This window comes from Pontixanthobacter luteolus (genome assembly GCF_947494915.1).
GTDB lineage: Bacteria > Pseudomonadota > Alphaproteobacteria > Sphingomonadales > Sphingomonadaceae > Pontixanthobacter > Pontixanthobacter luteolus.
Genome location: NZ_CANLWR010000001.1, coordinates 1,613,595 through 1,630,637, shown reverse-complemented (window position 1 = coordinate 1,630,637; position 17,043 = coordinate 1,613,595). Strand labels below are relative to the sequence as shown.

The following is a 17,043-nucleotide window of genomic DNA, read 5'->3' as shown; positions in this document are numbered from 1 at the left end:
TTGCTGGCGGTAAATACGCTTGCACAAGCCGCATGAGACTGCGACTTTCAGACCATGACACCCGCGATTTTCGGTCTGGCCGGAGCAACCCTGACTGCTGATGAGCGGTCCTTTTTCCGCGAGGCTGACCCGGCGGGTTACATCCTGTTTGGCCGAAATTGCGAAAATCCAGAGCAACTGCGTGCGCTGACTGACTCGCTGCGTGAACTTCACGGGCGCGACAGGCTGCTGGTTTCCATCGATCAGGAGGGCGGCCGGGTGGCGAGACTTCGCCCGCCGCTCTGGTCGCCGTTTCCCGCTGGCGAAGTCTTCGACAAACTTTACCAGATTGCTCCAGCCAGCGCGATCGAGGCTGCGCGCGTGAACGCCTGGGCCATGGGGTTGGAACTGGCTGAAATGGGCATCACGGTGGATTATCATCCGCCTCTCGATGTTCGTCAGGAAGGGGCGCACGACGTGATCGGCGACCGTGCCTTGGGTGCTGAGCCGGTGCAGGTTGCCGCGCTTGGGCGCGCCATTTTGGATGGTTTCGCAAAGGCGGGGATTGCCGGATGCATCAAGCACATGCCCGGGCATGGCCGCACGACAACCGATACGCACAAGGAAATGCCCACCGTAACCGCTTCGGATGCCGAACTGGAGTGGGACATCGCCCCCTTCAGGACTTTGGCCGACGCCCCCATCGGAATGACCGGGCATCTGCTGTTCACCGCTTGGGATGAAGACCAGCCGGCCACTCTGTCCCCCTATATAATCGAAACGATTATTCGCGGACGGATCGGTTTCGACGGCCTGCTGCTGACCGATGACATCGACATGGAAGCCCTATCGGGTTCAGTCGCCGACCGTTCGGAAAGGGCCATCGCCGCAGGCTGCGATGTCGTGCTCAATTGCTGGGCCAAGATGGATGAGATGCAGCAGATCGCTGGGCGCGTTCCCGCGATGACTGAAAAGGCCCTGGCCCGGCTGGGACGTGCATTGGCACCCACGCGGCTAAGCGGTTCGGAAGGGGACAAACGCGAATTGCTCGCCAAGCGTGACAGCTTGCTGGCGATAACGGAGAACGCGGCATGAGCGAGAACGGCCTGATGTTCACGGCGGATGATCAGGCCGGCGATTCGGACTGGATTGCCCCTGCCACCAAGGAAGGGGAGGACACCTCTCTCTATCTTGAACTGGATGGATGGGAGGGGCCTCTCGATCTGTTGCTCGACCTTGCGCGCAGACAGAAAGTCGACCTTCGGGCAATCTCGATCCTCGCGCTGGTTGACCAGTATCTCGACTATATCGACCGTGCAGAGGCGCTCAAACTGGAGCTGGCGGCCGATTATCTGGTGATGGCCGCATGGCTGGCCTATCTCAAATCTTCGATGCTGCTTCCCAAGGAAGAGCAGGAAGACCCAAGCCCCGAAGAACTTGCGCTGAAGTTGCAGCTTCGCCTGCAACGCTTGGGTGCAATGCGCGAATCCGCTGCACGCCTGATGGCCCGGGACCGGATCGGGCGGGATGTCTTCCTTCGCGGGGCACCCGAAGGCTTGCGGATTGATCGCAAGACCCAGTGGCGGTGCGATATGTACATGCTCATCCAGGGCTATGGGCAGGTGAAGGCCCGCACGGCCCCGGCGGTTCATATGGTCCGCGAACGGCCCGTGATGACGCTTGAAAGTGCGCTGGACCGGGTGTCCAGCATGCTTGGCGTTACGCTGGACTGGATGACGCTGGAGGAATTCCTTCCGCCCCATGCAGAGCCGCGGCTGCGCAAATCGGCGCTGGCATCCAGTTTTGTCGCCGCGCTGGAACTCGCCCGGATGGGCAAAGCGGAAATCTCGCAAGACGAGATTTTCGGTGAGATGCGGCTTCGGCGGATCAGGGGGCAGGGCGCACAATGAGCGGAACCAAACCCGATGATTTGCAGCGCGCGGTCGAAGCGACGCTGTTTGCCGCAGAAGAGCCGATGACGCTGGAAGCTCTCGCCGGGCATCTTGGAGATGCCGATCTGCCCGCAGTGCGTGAGGCGGTCCGGCAATTGGCGGACCATTACGAAGGGCGCGGTATCGAGCTGGTTGAACGAAGCAGGAAATGGCATTTCCAGACATCGCCGGACCTTGCACACTTGCTGAGGAGAGAGCGGGAGCAGGTGCGCCGCCTGTCACGCGCTGCGACCGAAGTCCTTGCGATTGTCGCGTATCACGAGCCAGTCAGCCGGGCCGAGATCGAATCGATTCGCGGCGTGCAAACGGCCAAGGGCACCGTAGATGTCCTGATGGAAGCCGGCTGGATCAAGATTGCCGGTCGGCGGGAAGTGCCGGGACGTCCGGTGATTTATGCAACCACGGCTGAATTCCTGCAGCACTTCGGCTTGCAGACCCGCAAAGACTTGCCGGGGCTGGATGAACTGCGTGCCGCCGGTCTGCTCGATCCCGTCGACGAGGCCTATGATGCATTGATCGAAACAGATGAGCCGCAGGGCCTTGCGGATACGCCGGAAACCGAAGCCGACATGCCCCGGACTGATCAGTCTGCCATCGAAGGTGATGGCAAAGAGCCGGACGAGTAATCCCGGTTATCGCTTCCCGCGACTGCAATCGCTGGCGTTGGGCTGAGTTAATCCCTATATTGGCCGGGTAACTGCGAAACACCAATACGGACAATTCATCATGTCGCTCGGCCCCTGGCAACTTATCATTATCGCGCTCGTCATCCTGGTCCTTTTCGGGCGCGGGCGCATTTCTGAGATGATGGGTGATTTCGGCAAAGGCATCAAAAGCTTCAAGCAAGGCATGAACGAAGACGAATCGGCACAGGCCAAGCCTACCGGTTCGATCGAAGGGCCTGCTGTCGACGCGTCGCCAAAGAAGCAGCCCGGCAAGACCGCAGACCGCACAGATTAATCCGGAAAAGCCGCCAATCGAATGTTCGACATCGGCGCTCTTGAACTCCTGCTCATAGTCGTCGTCGCGATTATCGTGATCGGCCCCAAGGATATGCCCGCGGCCTTGCGTGTGGCAGGCCGGTGGGTCGGCAAGATCCGGCGGGTTTCCGCGCAATTCCGCAGCGGCTTCGACGCGATGGTGCGCGAAGCCGAGATGGAGGACATGGAGCGCAAGTGGAAGGAGCAGAACGAGCGGATTATGGCCGAAACTCCGCAGGGCGAGATGAGGCCGCTACCGAGCGCCGAGAATGGCGGGTCGGAAATGCAGACTCACGCTGAGCCTGCAGCATCCGCCACGGCAGAGAGCCGGGCGGAGAGCGCAGACGTTGAAGCAGCCGCGCAGGTAGAGGCGGATACAGAAACCGAGCAGCGCTCGCTTCCCCTCAATACCCCTGCGCCAAAGGATTGATTGGTCGTGGCGCTCGGAATGAAAGATATCGACGACACACAGGCTCCGCTGCTCGATCATCTGATCGAACTGCGCGGGCGGCTCGTGCGCTGCGTTCTGGCACTCGTGGTCGCTTTCTGCATATGTCTGTACTTTGCAGATCCAATCCTCGGCTTCCTTGTCCAGCCGCTCAAGGGCGCGTTTCCCGACGGCGAAGGCCAATTGATCTTCACCAAGCTTTACGAGGTTTTCTTCGTCGAGTTGAAGGTGGCGATTTTTGCCGGCTTCTGCCTCAGCTTTCCGATCATCGCGAACCAGCTATGGGCGTTCGTGGCACCGGGCCTTTATGCGAAAGAAAAGAAGGCCTTTCTGCCGTTTATCATTGCGACGCCGATCCTTTTTACCTCTGGCGCGGCGCTGGCATACTACGTTGTGATGCCGACAGCATTCAGCTGGTTTCTGGGATTTCAGGGGCAGACTGGCGGGCTCGAGATCGAGGCACTGCCAAGCGCAAACGAGTATCTTGGCCTGGTTATGCAATTCATTCTGGCATTCGGCATCAGCTTCCTGCTGCCAGTATTGCTGTTGCTACTGAACAGGGCAGGGATTGTAGACCGCAAGCAGCTTGCAGGTGCACGGCGCTACGTTGTCGTACTGGTTGTGGCGGTTGCGGCGATTGTGACCCCGCCGGACCCTGGTTCGCAGCTGATCCTGGCCGTACCGCTTCTATTGTTGTTCGAGGGGTCGCTGCTGATCATGCGGCTGACCGAACGACGGCAGCGCAAGGCGGCCGAGGCATCCGAGGAAGCGGCTGCTACTGATTAGGACTGCACTTGGGTGCGAGTGTAACCAAGGCTCCGGTTCAATCAGCATCTCGATGTGATCTCGCGCAAAGACGAGCCCCGGACGTTCAGCCAGGATAGACTATTCAATTTCGGTGTAGCGTTTGCCGAAGTAGCAGGACCTTTCGGGCTCGTTTCACGTGCTCAGGCACTTCGACCATGGCGAACGGCCAGACAGCATTCTCTGTACCCGCCGTCATTTCCGATCACGCCGACGCAAGGCACAAAAAAACGGGGCCCGAAGACCCCGCTCAATTTGTTCGACTGGTGCCGAGCCTTATGGGCTAGCAGGTGCGTCGTCGTCTTCGTTACCACCAGCAATAACGATACCAGCGATAATTGCAGCAGCTGCAAGAATTGCGAGAATGATGCCGGCGCCGCCGGAGTCACCGCCGAGCTGGCTTTCATCAGCAGCCGGAGCAGCAACACGGTCAGCATTTGCACTTTGTGCCATTGCAGGCGAGGCTGCCATCGATACGGCCGCGGTAGCGGCAAGCAGGTTACGGAACTTCATTCAATCGTCTCCTTAGAGCTCTCTATTCGTTTAATCTCATCGACCACCTACGGTAGTCTGCGAAGTGAGGCAAGTCCTAATTCAGTCTCGCTTTTCGCGATATGTTACCGAATTGTAACACTTATCCTAGTTAATTACCGCGTCCGGTTCAGCTGCTAAACGGCTCAAAAACAAGCTGGTTCCGAACAAAATTCAATCTTTCGAGCGCCGGATACCTCACTTGGGTGGTTAAGGTTTCAAAATGGTTAAGCCCAAGCAATATCTTGGAAATTTCGGCGAACCGTTGCCAATTCAGGATGATACGACGCAATAAAGGGGCTATTGGTCGGCCGAATAAACCCGCATTCCGCCAACCCAGGTCTGGAGTACCTTTGTTTCACGAATCTCTGACGGCGATGCCAACAACAGATCGCGGTCAATGAATACGAAATCAGCGCGTTCGCCCGGAGCCAGCCGGCCGAATTTGCCTTCCGCGAATCCGGCATAAGCGCCCCATGAGGTAAATCCGGCCAGCGCCTCTTCCCGATTCACGACCTCTTCAGGGCGCCAGCCGCCGAATGGCTTGCCGTCCGGCCCGGTTCTCGAGATTGCCGCGGCCAGTCCGGCAAACGGGTCGGGCGATTCGACGGGAGCGTCAGATCCGAAAACCAGCCCGGCATCGTTTCCAAGCATACTGCGCCAAGCATAAGCCCCTTCGAGGCGAGGAGGGTCAAGCCGCGCCTCTGCCATTGTCCGGTCGGATGTCTGGTGCACCGGCTGCATCGAAGCGATGGTCCCATGCTTTCCGAATTTGGCGAGCTCGGCGGCATCCACGATTTGTGCATGTTCGATGCGCCAACGGCGGTCGCCTTCATAGGTGAACGAAAGTTCTTCGATCGCATTCAGCACTTCGCTGTTAGCCGCATCGCCGATCGCGTGGATCGCAAGCTGGAACCGGTCGAGCGCGGCACGGCTCATCAGATTTCTCAGCTGGTCGGGGGTTTGCAGCGGGAGTCCGGTATTGCCCGGATCATCGGCATAATCCTTTTTCAGCCACGCCCCGCGTGATCCCAGCGCACCATCCAGATACAGTTTCACCCCGTTCAGCCGAAGCTTGTCCTCATAAAGCCAGGGAGAGGGGCCGGGGCCGCCAATCAGCTCCATCGCACCGACACCAGCGGCGTAGGACATGATGCGCATCCGCAGCCACCCGTTATCGCCAGCCCGGCGAAATGATTGCCAATCCTCTATCGTTGTGCCCATGTCGGCTGCGGCGGTGATGCCGTAAGAAAGGAGGATTTCCTGCGCCTTGGATAGCGCGAGATCACGGTCTTCCGGGCGCGGGGTGGGCACAGCCTTTTGCACCAGTGCGGCGGCGTTATCTACGAAAATTCCGGTCGGCTGTCGGCTGCCAGAAGCGCGCACGATGTTACCGCCAGAGGGCGCCTTGGTCGCAGCGCTGACACCGGCAAGATCCATCGCCATGGTATTCGCCCAGCCAGCGTGACCGTCCACCCGCTCGAGCCATACTGGCCGATCTGCGACGACCGCATCCAGTTCGGCGGCTGTGGGGAAGCGGCCGAGGCCCCATTTTTCCTGATTCCAGCCGCGTCCGATGATCCAGCGAACCTGCGGGTTCTCCGCCGCGTATTTGGCAATCACTTCCTGGGCTTCCGCCAGCGAATTGGTGCCGGACAGGTCGAGCGTGAGTGCACCGAAGCCGAGACCCATGACGTGCAGGTGAGAGTCGATCAGTCCGGGGATCAGATACTTGCCCTGGCCGTCCAGCCGGTACTCTACGCCTTCCGGCATGGGATCGCCGCGCTTGAGAACCTGTTCGATCTTGCCATCGTCGCCGACCAGCAAGGCGGTGAACCGTTCTGCCTTGCCGTCCTCGTTGATGCGGATGCCCTGCACATTGTCGATCAGCTGATCTGCGTGCGCCGGCACGGAAACAAAGGCGGCGGCGGTGCACATCGCGGCGACCAACGCTTTGAACGAGCGGGACTTTGTCATTGAGAATTTCCTTCCGGTAGGCGGCGTATCAGAGAGCTTGTATCCTGACGGCCCCCGCCCATTTCCTGAATTTCCTGATAAAAACTGTCGACCAACGCCGTCACCGGGCTGTCGAGACCAAGCCTTTTCGCTTCATCCAGCGCATAGGCAAGGTCCTTGCGCATCCAGTCGACTGCAAAGCCGAAGTCGAATTCCCCGGCGACCATGGTTTGCCAGCGGTTTTCCATTTGCCAGCTTTGCGCTGCGCCGCCCGATATCGCCTCCAGCACCTTGTCGGAATCTATACCGGATGCCTGAACCAGTCGAATTGCTTCGCTCAGCCCGCCGAGGACCCCGGCGATGCACATCTGATTGGCCATTTTGGTTGTCTGGCCCGCGCCAGCAGGGCCGACGTGAACGATCCGGCGGCCATATGCCTGCATCACGGGTTCGGCGCGCTCGAATGCGCCGCTGTCTCCGCCGCACATGATCGCAAGAGCGCCGTTCTCAGCGCCCGCTTGCCCGCCGGAAACAGGGGCGTCGATCACAGCAACCTGTTGCTCGGCGCATTTTTCGTCGATCCAGCGGGCCATTTTCGCTGAAACCGTGGTATGATCAATCAGCAGGCTGCCCTGCGGCATCGATTGCAGTGCCCCATCGTCGCCAAGCAGAACCTCTGCCAAATCGCTGTCATTGCCAACACAGCTGATGACAATGTCGGCATTTTCGGCGGCTGCCGCCGGGGTGGGCGCGCTATCACAGTCGAGCCCCTGATCACGTTGCTGCGCTAGCCATTCCTGCGCGCGTGAGCCGGTTCGGTTGAACGCTATGACGCGGTGCCCGGCTTTTGCGAGGTGGCCCGCCATCGGTCCGCCCATCACGCCAAGCCCGATAAAGGCGATATCGTATCTGTCAGTCATGTGCTGTGGTTAAGCGAGATGGCTGTCAAAGCAAATGCATATCCGCCCAAAGCCAATCATGTGTTCCCCAATTATCGGTTTTCGCTTACCCCACCGTCATGAGCGAGAAACCGACAGATCTTCTGACTATCGATACAATTCGTGCCGCCGCCAAGCGGATCGAAGGCGCTGTAGTGCGCACGCCCACGATGCACAGCATTACGCTGTCGGAAATTACCGGTGCGGAAATCTGGCTGAAGTTCGAGAACCAGCAATTCACCGCTGCATACAAAGAACGCGGCGCGCTGAACGCGTTGCTGCACCTCACCGACGAACAGCGAAAGCGCGGCGTCATTGCCGCGTCTGCCGGCAACCATTCGCAAGGTTTGAGTTATCACGGGCGGCGGCTTGGTGTTCCGGTCACAATCGTGATGCCGCGCCCGACACCCACGGTGAAGGTCATGCAGACCGAGAGTGTCGGCGGCAATGTCGTGCTGCATGGCGAGACTTTCGATGATGCTTATGCGCACGCCTGCAAGCTGGAGAAAGAGCTCGGCCTGACGTTCGTGCACCCGTTTGATGAACCCAACGTCGCGGCCGGGCAGGGTACCGTGGCGCTCGAGATGTTCGAGGATGCCCCCGATCTTGATTGCATCGTAACTCCGATCGGCGGCGGGGGATTGCTATCGGGAATGGCGACTGTTGCGCGCGCACTGAAACCCGACATGGAAGTGATCGGGGTCCAGGCCGAACTCTATCCCTCGATGTACGCAAAGATCAAAGGTCAGAAGCTGGATTGCGGGGGCGACTCCCTGGCAGAAGGCATCTCGGTCAAGGAGCCGGGCGAATTCACGTCGCAGATCATCGCCGAGCGGGTCGATGATATTTTGCTGGTTAGTGAAAACTACCTCGAGAAAGCGGTTTCGCTGCTGCTGCAGATCGAAAAGACCGTGGTCGAGGGCGCAGGCGCAGCGGGACTTGCGGCGGTTCTTGCCAATCCGGAAAAATTTGCGGGCCGCAAGATCGGCCTGGTGCTTTGCGGCGGCAATATCGACACCCGGCTGCTGGCAAATGTGCTGCTGCGCGATCTTGCACGGTCCGGCCGATTGGCACGGCTGCGGATTACCCTGCAAGACCGGCCCGGCTCGCTGTTCAAGGTGATGCGCGAATTCGACAACCACAACGTCAACATCATCGAAATCTACCATCAACGCATCTTTACCAGCCTGCCTGCGAAGGGGTTGATCACCGATATCGAGTGCGAGGCGCGGGACCGTGAGCAGCTCGACGCTCTGATCGAGTCGATGCGGTTAAAGGGTTATCAGGTCAATCAGGTGGAATTGAACTGACGGGGCCTTGTGGGCCCTCGGTAACCTTTTCGAAATTGTGCAAAATAATCAATTGTTAACGATGTTTCATGGTTAAGGGACTTTTACCGACGCGGTAAGATGGGCATAGTGCAATCAATTCGCACGCAATTTCGTTTTGGCCCAAGAGGAACAGCATCCCGTCGTGACGGCTCCCGTTCGTTTCCCCCGCTTCTTTGTGACCACGCCCGCTCCATGCCCGTATTTGCCGGGCCGTGAAGAGCGAAAGGTGTTCACAGAACTCAAGGGTGACCATTCGGATCAGCTGAACGAGGCGCTCGGCCGGATTGGGTTCCGCCGCAGCCAAACGGTGGCCTATCGTCCAAGCTGCGCCGGCTGTAATGCCTGTGTATCAGTCCGGGTCGTTGCCGAGGCGTTTGAATCCAGCGCTACACAGCGGAAGAATTTGCGTCGGAACAGCGACCTTGTGGCGACCGAGTGCCGCCCATGGGCGACTGAGGAACAGTTTGAGCTGCTGCAGCGTTATCTCGGTGTTCGCCATCCAGGTGGCGGCATGGCTTCTATGGACGAAGTCGATTATGCGGATATGGTTGAGCACACCCCAGTAACCAGCTATGTCATTGAATACAGGGAGCCATCCGACGGGCCGGAACCGGGTCGCCTCGTTGGAGCCTGCCTTACAGATCGCCAGTCCGATGGGCTGTCGATGATTTACAGTTTTTACGATCCGGAACATGAGGCACGATCAGGTCTTGGGAATTATATCATTCTCGACCATATTCGGCGCGCTGCCGAGCAAGGGCTCCCTTATGTCTATCTCGGATATTGGGTCGATGGGTCGGACCGAATGCGGTACAAAGTCCGTTACCGGCCGATCGAACAACTTACCGCCGAAGGCTGGCAGCGTATCTCGCGGGAACAGCAAGACGCTCTCATCGCCAGCACAGCCGCGACAAAGCGCAGCACTGAAATCGGTGGTAATGTTCCAGCCAAGGATGGCGATCCGAAACAGTATCGCCCCGATCAGGCCATTCCCCAAAACTAGTTTTCCGGCGCTTCGCGCTGCCCTGCTTTTCGCCGCAGCTTCTGCTTCCATCGCCGGTCCGCTTGCGGCGCAAGATAGCAGCCCCCAGGCAGGTATCGACGATCTGATACCCGATTCCGCTGTCGAAAACCCAGAAGACTGGGCCCAAGACAACGGTCCTCCTATCGAGGAAGACGACAGCGCAGTTTCAGTAGAGCCCGACGCCCCGTTGGCAGATTTGCCCGATCTGGCGGTGGACTGGCCCGATGATCTGGACCTGCAGCCGATCGAGCCGCTGGAGCCGGATGACAGCATCCAGCTCGCCGTTCCCGACCTGCCTGACCTCGCAACCGACAAGAACCTTGCAGTAGAACGGCTGAGCGACGAAGTCGCGCTGGCGTTTCCGGCGACCGATCAGGCATTCCCTGTGCGCGAGGATTTCATCGAACGGTTCGAAGCACTTTCGACGATCGAACAGCTATCCGGGTCGGACGACAACATCGCCCAGCTGGCCGCCCGCGCGCGTTCCGACCAGGAACTGCTCGACGAAATTCTGCGGGCTTATGGTTACTACGATGGTCAGGTAATCCGGACCGTTGGCGGCATTTCCCCCGGTGAAGAACGCGCCGCCAGCGAAGAAGCAACGGTGCGTTTCAACATCATCCCGGGGCAGCGCTATGTTTATGACGCAATCGACCTCGGCGATCTGACCACCGCGCCTGATGCGGATGAACTGCGCGCCGCGTTCGAGATCTTCTCCGGTGATTTCGTTCTTACCGACAAGATCGTTGAAGAACGCATCAACCTTGATATCGCATTGGGCGAGACGGGTTACCCCTTTGCTGCGATCAATGAACCCGAACTGGTCATCGATCACCGCGCCGTGACCGGCTCGCTGACACTGCCTGTCAGCCCGAACGGCAAATATGTTTTCGGCGGCGTGGTATCATCCAAACCCGGTTTCCTGTCGGGCAAGCATCTCGCCATGATCGCGCGCTTTGAAGAAGGCGATGTCTACAAGCGCAGCCTGGAACTCGACCTGCGCCGCGCGATTACCGCTACGGGCCTTGTTTCATCGATTACGATCACACCCAAAGAGGTCACCCCGCCAACGGCTGACACGCCAGGCACGGTCAATCTTGAGGTCGATTTGACGGAGGCCCCGCTGCGCACGGTTGCAGGGGCGATCGGTTACGGATCGGAAGAAGGCTTCAGGTTGGAAGCAAGCTGGGAACACCGCAATTTCTTCCCGCCAGAAGGGTCACTGAAAGTTCGCGGCATCGTCGGCACACAGGAACAACTGGCCGGGGTTACCTTCCGCAAGAACAATTTCAGGGGGCGCGACCGCGTTCTGACGGTCGATGCCTATGCCAGCACTGTCGATAGCGACGCTTTCGATGCGCGGACCATCGCGCTGGTTGGGACATTCGAAAAAACCTCGACCCTGCTGTTTCAAAAGCCGCTGAGCTGGAGCGTGGGGCTGGAAGCGGTGGCGACCGATGAACGTAACCGGGTTATCGGCGGGATCGCCCGACCGCGCCAAACCTATCTGGTCGGGGCGATTCCGCTGTTCGCTCAGATCGACACGTCCGACAGCCTGCTCAACCCGACCGAAGGTTTCAGGCTAGCAGGCCGGTTCTCGCCGGAAATATCGCGAAGCAGCGGTATCGAAAGCTTTTATTTGCGCGGCCAGATCGACGCGAGCATCTATCAATCGTTCACTGACAAAGTCGTTCTGGCCGGGCGTACGCGGCTGGCGAGCAATGTCGGCACGAGATTTTTCAATATTGCACCTTCGCGCAGGCTGTATGCGGGCGGAGGCGGATCGGTGCGGGGCTATGGCTATCAGTCCATTGGGCCTAAAAACGATCTGGGAGAGCCAACGGGCGGTTCATCGCTGGTCGAACTTTCGCTGGAGGCGCGCGTACAGACCGGCTTCTTCGACGGCGCGCTCAGCGTGGTCCCGTTTGTCGATGCTGCCTCGGTATCGATTGAACAGGTGCCAGATTTCCGCTTCATCAAATACGGCGTTGGCGTCGGCGTGAGATACGAAACCGGCTTCGGGCCGATCCGGGTTGATGTGGGCGTCCCGCTCAATCCCGATCCCGACGATAGCCCGGTCGCAGTCTATGTCTCGCTGGGTCAGGCTTTCTGATGGGCGAACCTGTCACCAACGATGGCGCGGAGCTGGCGCAGACTACCGATATTGATAAGCCGAAAGGCTGGCGCAAATGGCTTGCAGGATTTGTGATCTTCGTGATCGCGGCGGTGCTGTTGTTCGCTGCTGTGCTCAACAGCCCGATCGGCAAACGGCTGATCGCAGACGAGATCGCGAAGGTTGCACCGGCTTCCGGGATGCGGTTCGAAGTTGGCAGGATAGAAGGCGACCTGTTTGGCAAGGCCGTGCTCCACGATGTGGTGCTGTACGATCCCAAGGGCAAATTCCTCACTATTCCGGAAGTCGATCTGGACTGGCGTCCGCTCAGCTGGATCGATAGCGGGCTGGACGTTCGAAATTTGGTCGCAAAGCGCGGCACTTTGCTGCGAATGCCGGAACTGCTGCCCGGAAATCCGGACGCGCCGATCATGCCCGACTTCGATATCCGCATCGACCGTTTCGAAATCGACAGTCTCACGATTGCACCGGGCATTGTCGGCGAACAGAGCCCGGTAATCGATCTGCTTGCAGAGGCAGACATTCGCGATGGCCGGGTCTTTGTGAAGGCGCAGAGCGACCTTGGTGAGAAAGATCGCCTGTTTGCATTGATCGATGCACAGCCCGATGGTGACAGGTTCGATCTGGACCTTGATTACCGCGCGCCCGAGGGCGGTGTGCTGGCCGGATTGCTCGGTACAGATGCTGGCTACACGGCGCGCATTCTTGGCGATGGCACTTGGAGCAATTGGGACGGCGCACTGGTGATCCGGCGCAGCAATGAACGGTTCGCGTCCTTCAAGCTAACCAACGAAGGCGGCGAATACGGCCTGCTGGGCCAGGCTTACCCGGCACAAATCCTTAGCGGATTGCCGCAGGATGCGCTGGGCCAGAAAGTGTCGCTGCGCGCGCGGGGTACACTGGTCGACAGCGAATTTGACGGAACGATGCAGATGGCTGCCCGTGCGATTCAGGGGAGCGGGCGCGGAAGCGTCGACCTAGCCGGAAACAGTTTCAGTGACTTTTCAATCAACGCACAGCTGATTGATCCGGCCTTGTTTGGCGATGGTTTCAGTCTTGGGAATACGTCTCTGGCCGCAAATCTCGACGGTGCGTTCCGTGATCTGTCGATCGAACATACATTGTCCGTCGGGCAATTGGTGTCTGGCGAAACCAGACTATCCGATATTGTCCAGCAGGGCACTGCGACCTTCGACGGAACCCGCTGGACCCTTCCGCTGGATACGCGAGTGGCGTCGGTTGTGACCGGAAACGATCTGATCGATCCGCGGCTTGGCAGCGGTGCGGTGGACGGCACGATAATATACACCGGGTCGAAATTGCTATCGGACGATTTGCGGATTGTCTTCCGCGACGCCAATGCGCGGCTCGCGCTGCGCGGCGACACTGCGCGGGGCGGTTATGCACTGGTCGGTCCGGTCCAGCTGCGCGGATTGCCGCTGGAGAATGTCGGCACGGTCAACGGATCCGGCAAGATCGATTTCCGGATTGGTGCCAACCGTCCGTGGACGCTGATGACACAATTCGATGCCCGGATCCCGGACGTGTCGAATGCGACGCTGGCGAACCTTGCCGGCCCGGATATCCGCGCAAGCGGCGCGGTCTCTATCGGTGCAGCGGCGCCGCTCAATTTCAACAATGTCAGGGTCAACGCGCAAAAACTGACATTGCAGCTCGATGGCCGCGTCGCGGATGGAACGACCAGCCTCGCCGGGCGAGGGACACAGGCCGATTACGGCGACTTCACGGTTGAGGCATCGCTCGACGATGCCGGTCCGGTCGCAGAACTGGTGTTTGCAAGCCCGCTGCCTGCCGCGGGGCTGCGCGATGTCCGGGTTGCCATTTCACCTAGCGATGACGGTTTCAACATCGAGACAGAAGGCCAGTCGCTGCTTGGCGAGTTCAACGGACTTATTGGACTGATATCGCCAGCCGATGGCCCGACGCGGATTGCAGTCAACGAGCTGAATGTCTGGAAGACTTCCGTTCGGGGTGACCTGGTGCTTGGCGATGGCGGAGCAAATGGTAGGCTGGACCTCAGCGGCGGCGGCCTTGACGGCAGGATCGGGCTGGCAACGCGGGACGGTGGGCAGGGGTTTGCAGTCGATATTGATGCTAACCGGGCAAGCTTTGGCGGCGCGACGCCGATCTCGGTTGCTCGTGCCGAAATCGAGGCCCGGGGATATTTGAAAAACGGTTCGAGCATGGTCGATGGCAATCTGATTGCCGAAGGTCTCAGCTACGGTTCGCTGTTTGTTGGCCGCATGGCTGCCAAGGCAGAGATCACGGACGGACGCGGCACAGCGACTGCATCTATCACAGGGCGGCGAGGCAGCCGCTTCGCGCTTCAGGCGAATGCCAGTTTCGCCCCCGAACGCATCACGATTGCAGCGCAAGGCGGTTTCGCAGGCAAGCAAATCTCCATGCCGCGCAGGGCAGTTTTCGTGGCGCAGCAAGACGGCGGTTGGCAGCTGCAGAAAACCCAGATCAATTACGGAGATGGATCGACCCTCGTTTCTGGTGAATTTGGCGGCGGGATGACTGCAATCGATCTGGCGATGGATAAAATGCCGTTGTCGCTGGTCGATATCGCAATCGCGGATATCGGCCTTGGCGGGACCGTCTCGGGCAAGGTGGAGTTCACTGCCAATCGCGGAGGTGTTCCGACAGGCAGTGCCAGGGTGAAGATCGACGATCTGACCCGCTCCGGCCTTGTCCTGACGTCCAGCCCGATCGACGTGGCGCTTGTTTCGCAGCTTTCGGCGAGCAGGCTCGAAGCGCGTGCTGTGATTGACGAAGATGGCCAGCGCAGGGGCCGCCTGCAGGCACGTATCACCGGTCTGGCCGGTGCTGGCGGACTGGTCGACCGGCTGAACCGCGGCGATCTATTCGCTCAGCTTCGCTACAGCGGCCCGGCGGCTGCCCTGTGGCGGCTATCGGGGGTCGAAGGGTTCGATTTGACCGGGCCTCTCAATGCATCGGCCAATGTCACCGGAACGCTAGCCAACCCCAATGTTCGCGGCTCGGTCGCCAGCGATAATCTTCGTGTCCGAAGCTCCCTCTCAGGCACCGATGTGCGCAGCATCAAGGCGCGCGGCACCTTTGCCGGCTCGCGGCTGACGCTGAGCCGCTTTGCCGGGACAACGGAGAATGGCGGCACGGTATCGGGCAGCGGCACCGTCGATCTCGACAATCTGACAGAACGCGGCCCGGGCATGGATATCAAGGTGGCGGCCAAAAATGCGGCCTTGCTTGACGCAGCCGGGTTGCGCGCTGTGATTACGGGGCCGCTGCGTATCGTGTCGGACGGTTATCAGGGAACAATTGCTGGGAAGGTCGAAATTGACCGGGCAAGTTGGCGCCTGGGCTCCGCGATGGATGCCACCGCCGAATTGCCCGATATCAAGACCCGCGAGATCAACCTTGCAGCCGATATCGGACCGGCGCGGTCGGCGCGTATCCCGTGGCGCTATCTGATCAATGCCCGCGCCCCGAGCCGGGTCGATGTGGACGGTATGGGCCTCGACAGCGAATGGCAGGCGGACATTCAGCTTCGCGGCACCACTTCCGATCCCCGTATCGGAGGCGAGGCGAGGGTGGTTCGCGGCGATTATACCTTTGCCGGTACACGGTTCGAGCTGACCCGCGGACGGATCGATTTCGATGCGAATGTGCCGATTGATCCGCGCATCGATATCATCGCAGAAACCGAGCGTGACGGTCTGGACGTGACGGTCCGCGTGCAAGGCAATGCCCAGCAGCCGGAAATTTCATTCAGTTCAAACCCCCTTCTTCCGGAGGAGGAAATCCTCGCGCGCCTTCTGTTCGGAGGATCGATCACCAGCCTGTCTGCAACCGACGCGCTTCAGCTGGGCACGGCGCTGGCCAGCCTCAGGGGCGGGGCCGGCCTTGATCCGATCAATCAGCTGCGCAGCGCCATCGGCCTGGACCGGCTGCGCATTGTCGGGGCCGATCCGGCGCTGGACCGCGGTACGGGCGTTGCACTGGGCAAGAATATCGGGCGCAAATTCTACGTCGAGATCATCACTGACGGGCGTGGTTACAGCGCGACAGAGGCTGAATTCCGGGTAACCAGCTGGCTATCGCTGCTGGCGAGCGTATCGACAATTGGCCGTGAAAGCGTGCGGGTGGAAGTCAGCCGGGACTACTAGATCCCTTGCGCATACAGGCGCGCCTCTGCCGCTCGTCTCCGTACCAGCCCTTTCAGAATACGTCCGCCGGCCCGATTCCACCGGGCAAATTCTGCCTGCGCTGCACTGAAATCGCCCTGCTTGTGTAGCCGGGTGAGCGTGGCACGGCCAATGGCACCGGTGTTATAATGAAAACTGACCAGCGCATCGAATTGGGTCTGGCTAGTGGGGGATGAGCCGAGTTCGCGGGCCACATCCTGCGCATACCGGACGAGATCGGACTGCAGGCGCTGGTCGCATTTTTGCCGTGTCCAGACCGTCTGCGGCCCAATTCCGGCGCCGGTCGCTCCCCAACCGATCGTTCAGGGCGCAGACCCCGTTCCAGGATCGGGATATGCTTCTACCAGTCCGTCGGTGCGCTGCCGTGCGCACCCTTCGAATGATTTTATCAGCGCGATACCCTCGGGGCCGATTTCACTGGTCGGACTAGGGTGGCAGGAAGCTATCTGGCCTGCGGCGCATTCGATCGCTCTATCCAGCTTTGTGATTTCGTTTCTTTTGAATTTGCGGCCAGCGATGCTGCGGACTGCATCAAAAATCGGTTTGTGGTTCATTCCTGCGTCGCCTCGATGATGAATGAGGCAGCGCCAATAGACAGCTGGGTAGGCAGTAGGAAAATGGTTTTTCGGCCGGTGCGGGGCAAGGCCGACATCAGTTCGATCAGATGGAGCAGGCTTGCGGTGCTCAAAGAAAAGGGCGCCCGGATCTCTCCGGACGCCCTGAACTTTCTCGGCACTGCCTTACGGCAGTGATCG

The 17,043-nt window shown here is 59.7% G+C and carries 15 protein-coding genes; 11 read left to right on the top strand and 4 right to left on the bottom strand.

The window, feature by feature from the left end; genetic code table 11:
- The first annotated feature begins 54 nt into the window (after positions 1-54).
- The 6 genes from nagZ to tatC all read left to right on the top strand — a co-directional run bounded on the left by nagZ (position 55) and on the right by tatC (position 4,145).
- Positions 55-1,074, top strand: a complete 1,020-nt coding sequence (nagZ, locus tag PO778_RS07970; protein WP_271439181.1) for a beta-N-acetylhexosaminidase — start codon at positions 55-57, stop codon at positions 1,072-1,074.
- Positions 1,071-1,889, top strand: coding sequence for a segregation and condensation protein A (locus PO778_RS07965; protein WP_271439180.1), 819 nt, complete (start codon positions 1,071-1,073; stop codon positions 1,887-1,889). The genes nagZ and PO778_RS07965 overlap by 4 nt, the downstream gene beginning before the upstream one ends.
- A complete protein-coding gene (gene scpB / locus PO778_RS07960; protein WP_271439179.1) occupies positions 1,886-2,557 on the top strand; it encodes an SMC-Scp complex subunit ScpB in 672 nt (223 codons plus the stop codon). The genes PO778_RS07965 and scpB overlap by 4 nt, the downstream gene beginning before the upstream one ends.
- Positions 2,558-2,657: 100 nt before the next feature.
- The gene (gene tatA, locus PO778_RS07955) at positions 2,658-2,891 is read left to right on the top strand and encodes a twin-arginine translocase TatA/TatE family subunit (RefSeq protein WP_271439178.1); all 234 of its coding nucleotides are present in this window, start codon (positions 2,658-2,660) and stop codon (positions 2,889-2,891) included.
- A 21-nt stretch (positions 2,892-2,912) separates the two neighbouring features.
- Positions 2,913-3,341, top strand: a complete 429-nt coding sequence (gene tatB / locus PO778_RS07950; RefSeq protein ID WP_271439177.1) for a Sec-independent protein translocase protein TatB — start codon at positions 2,913-2,915, stop codon at positions 3,339-3,341.
- 18 nt (positions 3,342-3,359) lie between these two features.
- Positions 3,360-4,145, top strand: a complete 786-nt coding sequence (gene tatC / locus PO778_RS07945; RefSeq protein ID WP_160730379.1) for a twin-arginine translocase subunit TatC — start codon at positions 3,360-3,362, stop codon at positions 4,143-4,145.
- A 294-nt stretch (positions 4,146-4,439) separates the two neighbouring features.
- On the opposite strand, the gene PO778_RS07940 is transcribed toward tatC, so the two are convergent.
- The 3 genes from PO778_RS07940 to PO778_RS07930 all read right to left on the bottom strand — a co-directional run bounded on the left by PO778_RS07940 (position 4,440) and on the right by PO778_RS07930 (position 7,570).
- Positions 4,440-4,676 (bottom strand): hypothetical protein, encoded by a 237-nt coding sequence (locus PO778_RS07940; protein ID WP_160730378.1) that lies wholly within the window; start codon positions 4,674-4,676, stop codon positions 4,440-4,442.
- A gap of 318 nt (positions 4,677-4,994) precedes the next feature.
- Positions 4,995-6,671 carry an amidohydrolase gene (locus PO778_RS07935; RefSeq protein WP_271439176.1) on the bottom strand — a complete coding sequence of 559 codons (1,677 nt, stop codon included), beginning with the start codon at positions 6,669-6,671 and terminating at the stop codon, positions 4,995-4,997.
- Positions 6,668-7,570, bottom strand: a complete 903-nt coding sequence (locus PO778_RS07930) for an NAD(P)-dependent oxidoreductase (protein ID WP_271439175.1) — start codon at positions 7,568-7,570, stop codon at positions 6,668-6,670. The genes PO778_RS07935 and PO778_RS07930 overlap by 4 nt, the downstream gene beginning before the upstream one ends.
- A gap of 98 nt (positions 7,571-7,668) precedes the next feature.
- Here PO778_RS07930 and PO778_RS07925 point away from each other — a divergent pair, with 98 nt between their 5' ends.
- The 4 genes from PO778_RS07925 (at position 7,669) to PO778_RS07910 (ending at position 16,249) form a co-directional block, all read left to right on the top strand.
- A complete protein-coding gene (locus PO778_RS07925) occupies positions 7,669-8,898 on the top strand; it encodes a threonine ammonia-lyase (RefSeq protein ID WP_271439174.1) in 1,230 nt (409 codons plus the stop codon).
- A gap of 163 nt (positions 8,899-9,061) precedes the next feature.
- Positions 9,062-9,922, top strand: a complete 861-nt coding sequence (locus PO778_RS07920; RefSeq protein ID WP_160730375.1) for an arginyltransferase — start codon at positions 9,062-9,064, stop codon at positions 9,920-9,922.
- Positions 9,873-12,056 carry an autotransporter assembly complex protein TamA gene (locus PO778_RS07915; protein ID WP_271439173.1) on the top strand — a complete coding sequence of 728 codons (2,184 nt, stop codon included), beginning with the start codon at positions 9,873-9,875 and terminating at the stop codon, positions 12,054-12,056. The genes PO778_RS07920 and PO778_RS07915 overlap by 50 nt, the downstream gene beginning before the upstream one ends.
- A complete protein-coding gene (locus tag PO778_RS07910; RefSeq protein WP_271439172.1) occupies positions 12,056-16,249 on the top strand; it encodes a translocation/assembly module TamB domain-containing protein in 4,194 nt (1,397 codons plus the stop codon). The genes PO778_RS07915 and PO778_RS07910 overlap by 1 nt, the downstream gene beginning before the upstream one ends.
- Here PO778_RS07910 and PO778_RS07905 read toward each other — a convergent pair.
- Entirely contained in the window at positions 16,246-16,587 is a 342-nt protein-coding gene (locus PO778_RS07905) for a lysozyme (protein WP_271439363.1), read from the bottom strand. The genes PO778_RS07910 and PO778_RS07905 overlap by 4 nt on opposite strands.
- Before the next feature lie 132 nt (positions 16,588-16,719).
- On the opposite strand from PO778_RS07905, the gene PO778_RS07900 reads away from it, so the two are divergent.
- Entirely contained in the window at positions 16,720-17,040 is a 321-nt protein-coding gene (locus PO778_RS07900; protein WP_271439171.1) for a hypothetical protein, read from the top strand.
- Positions 17,041-17,043 lie beyond the last annotated feature (3 nt).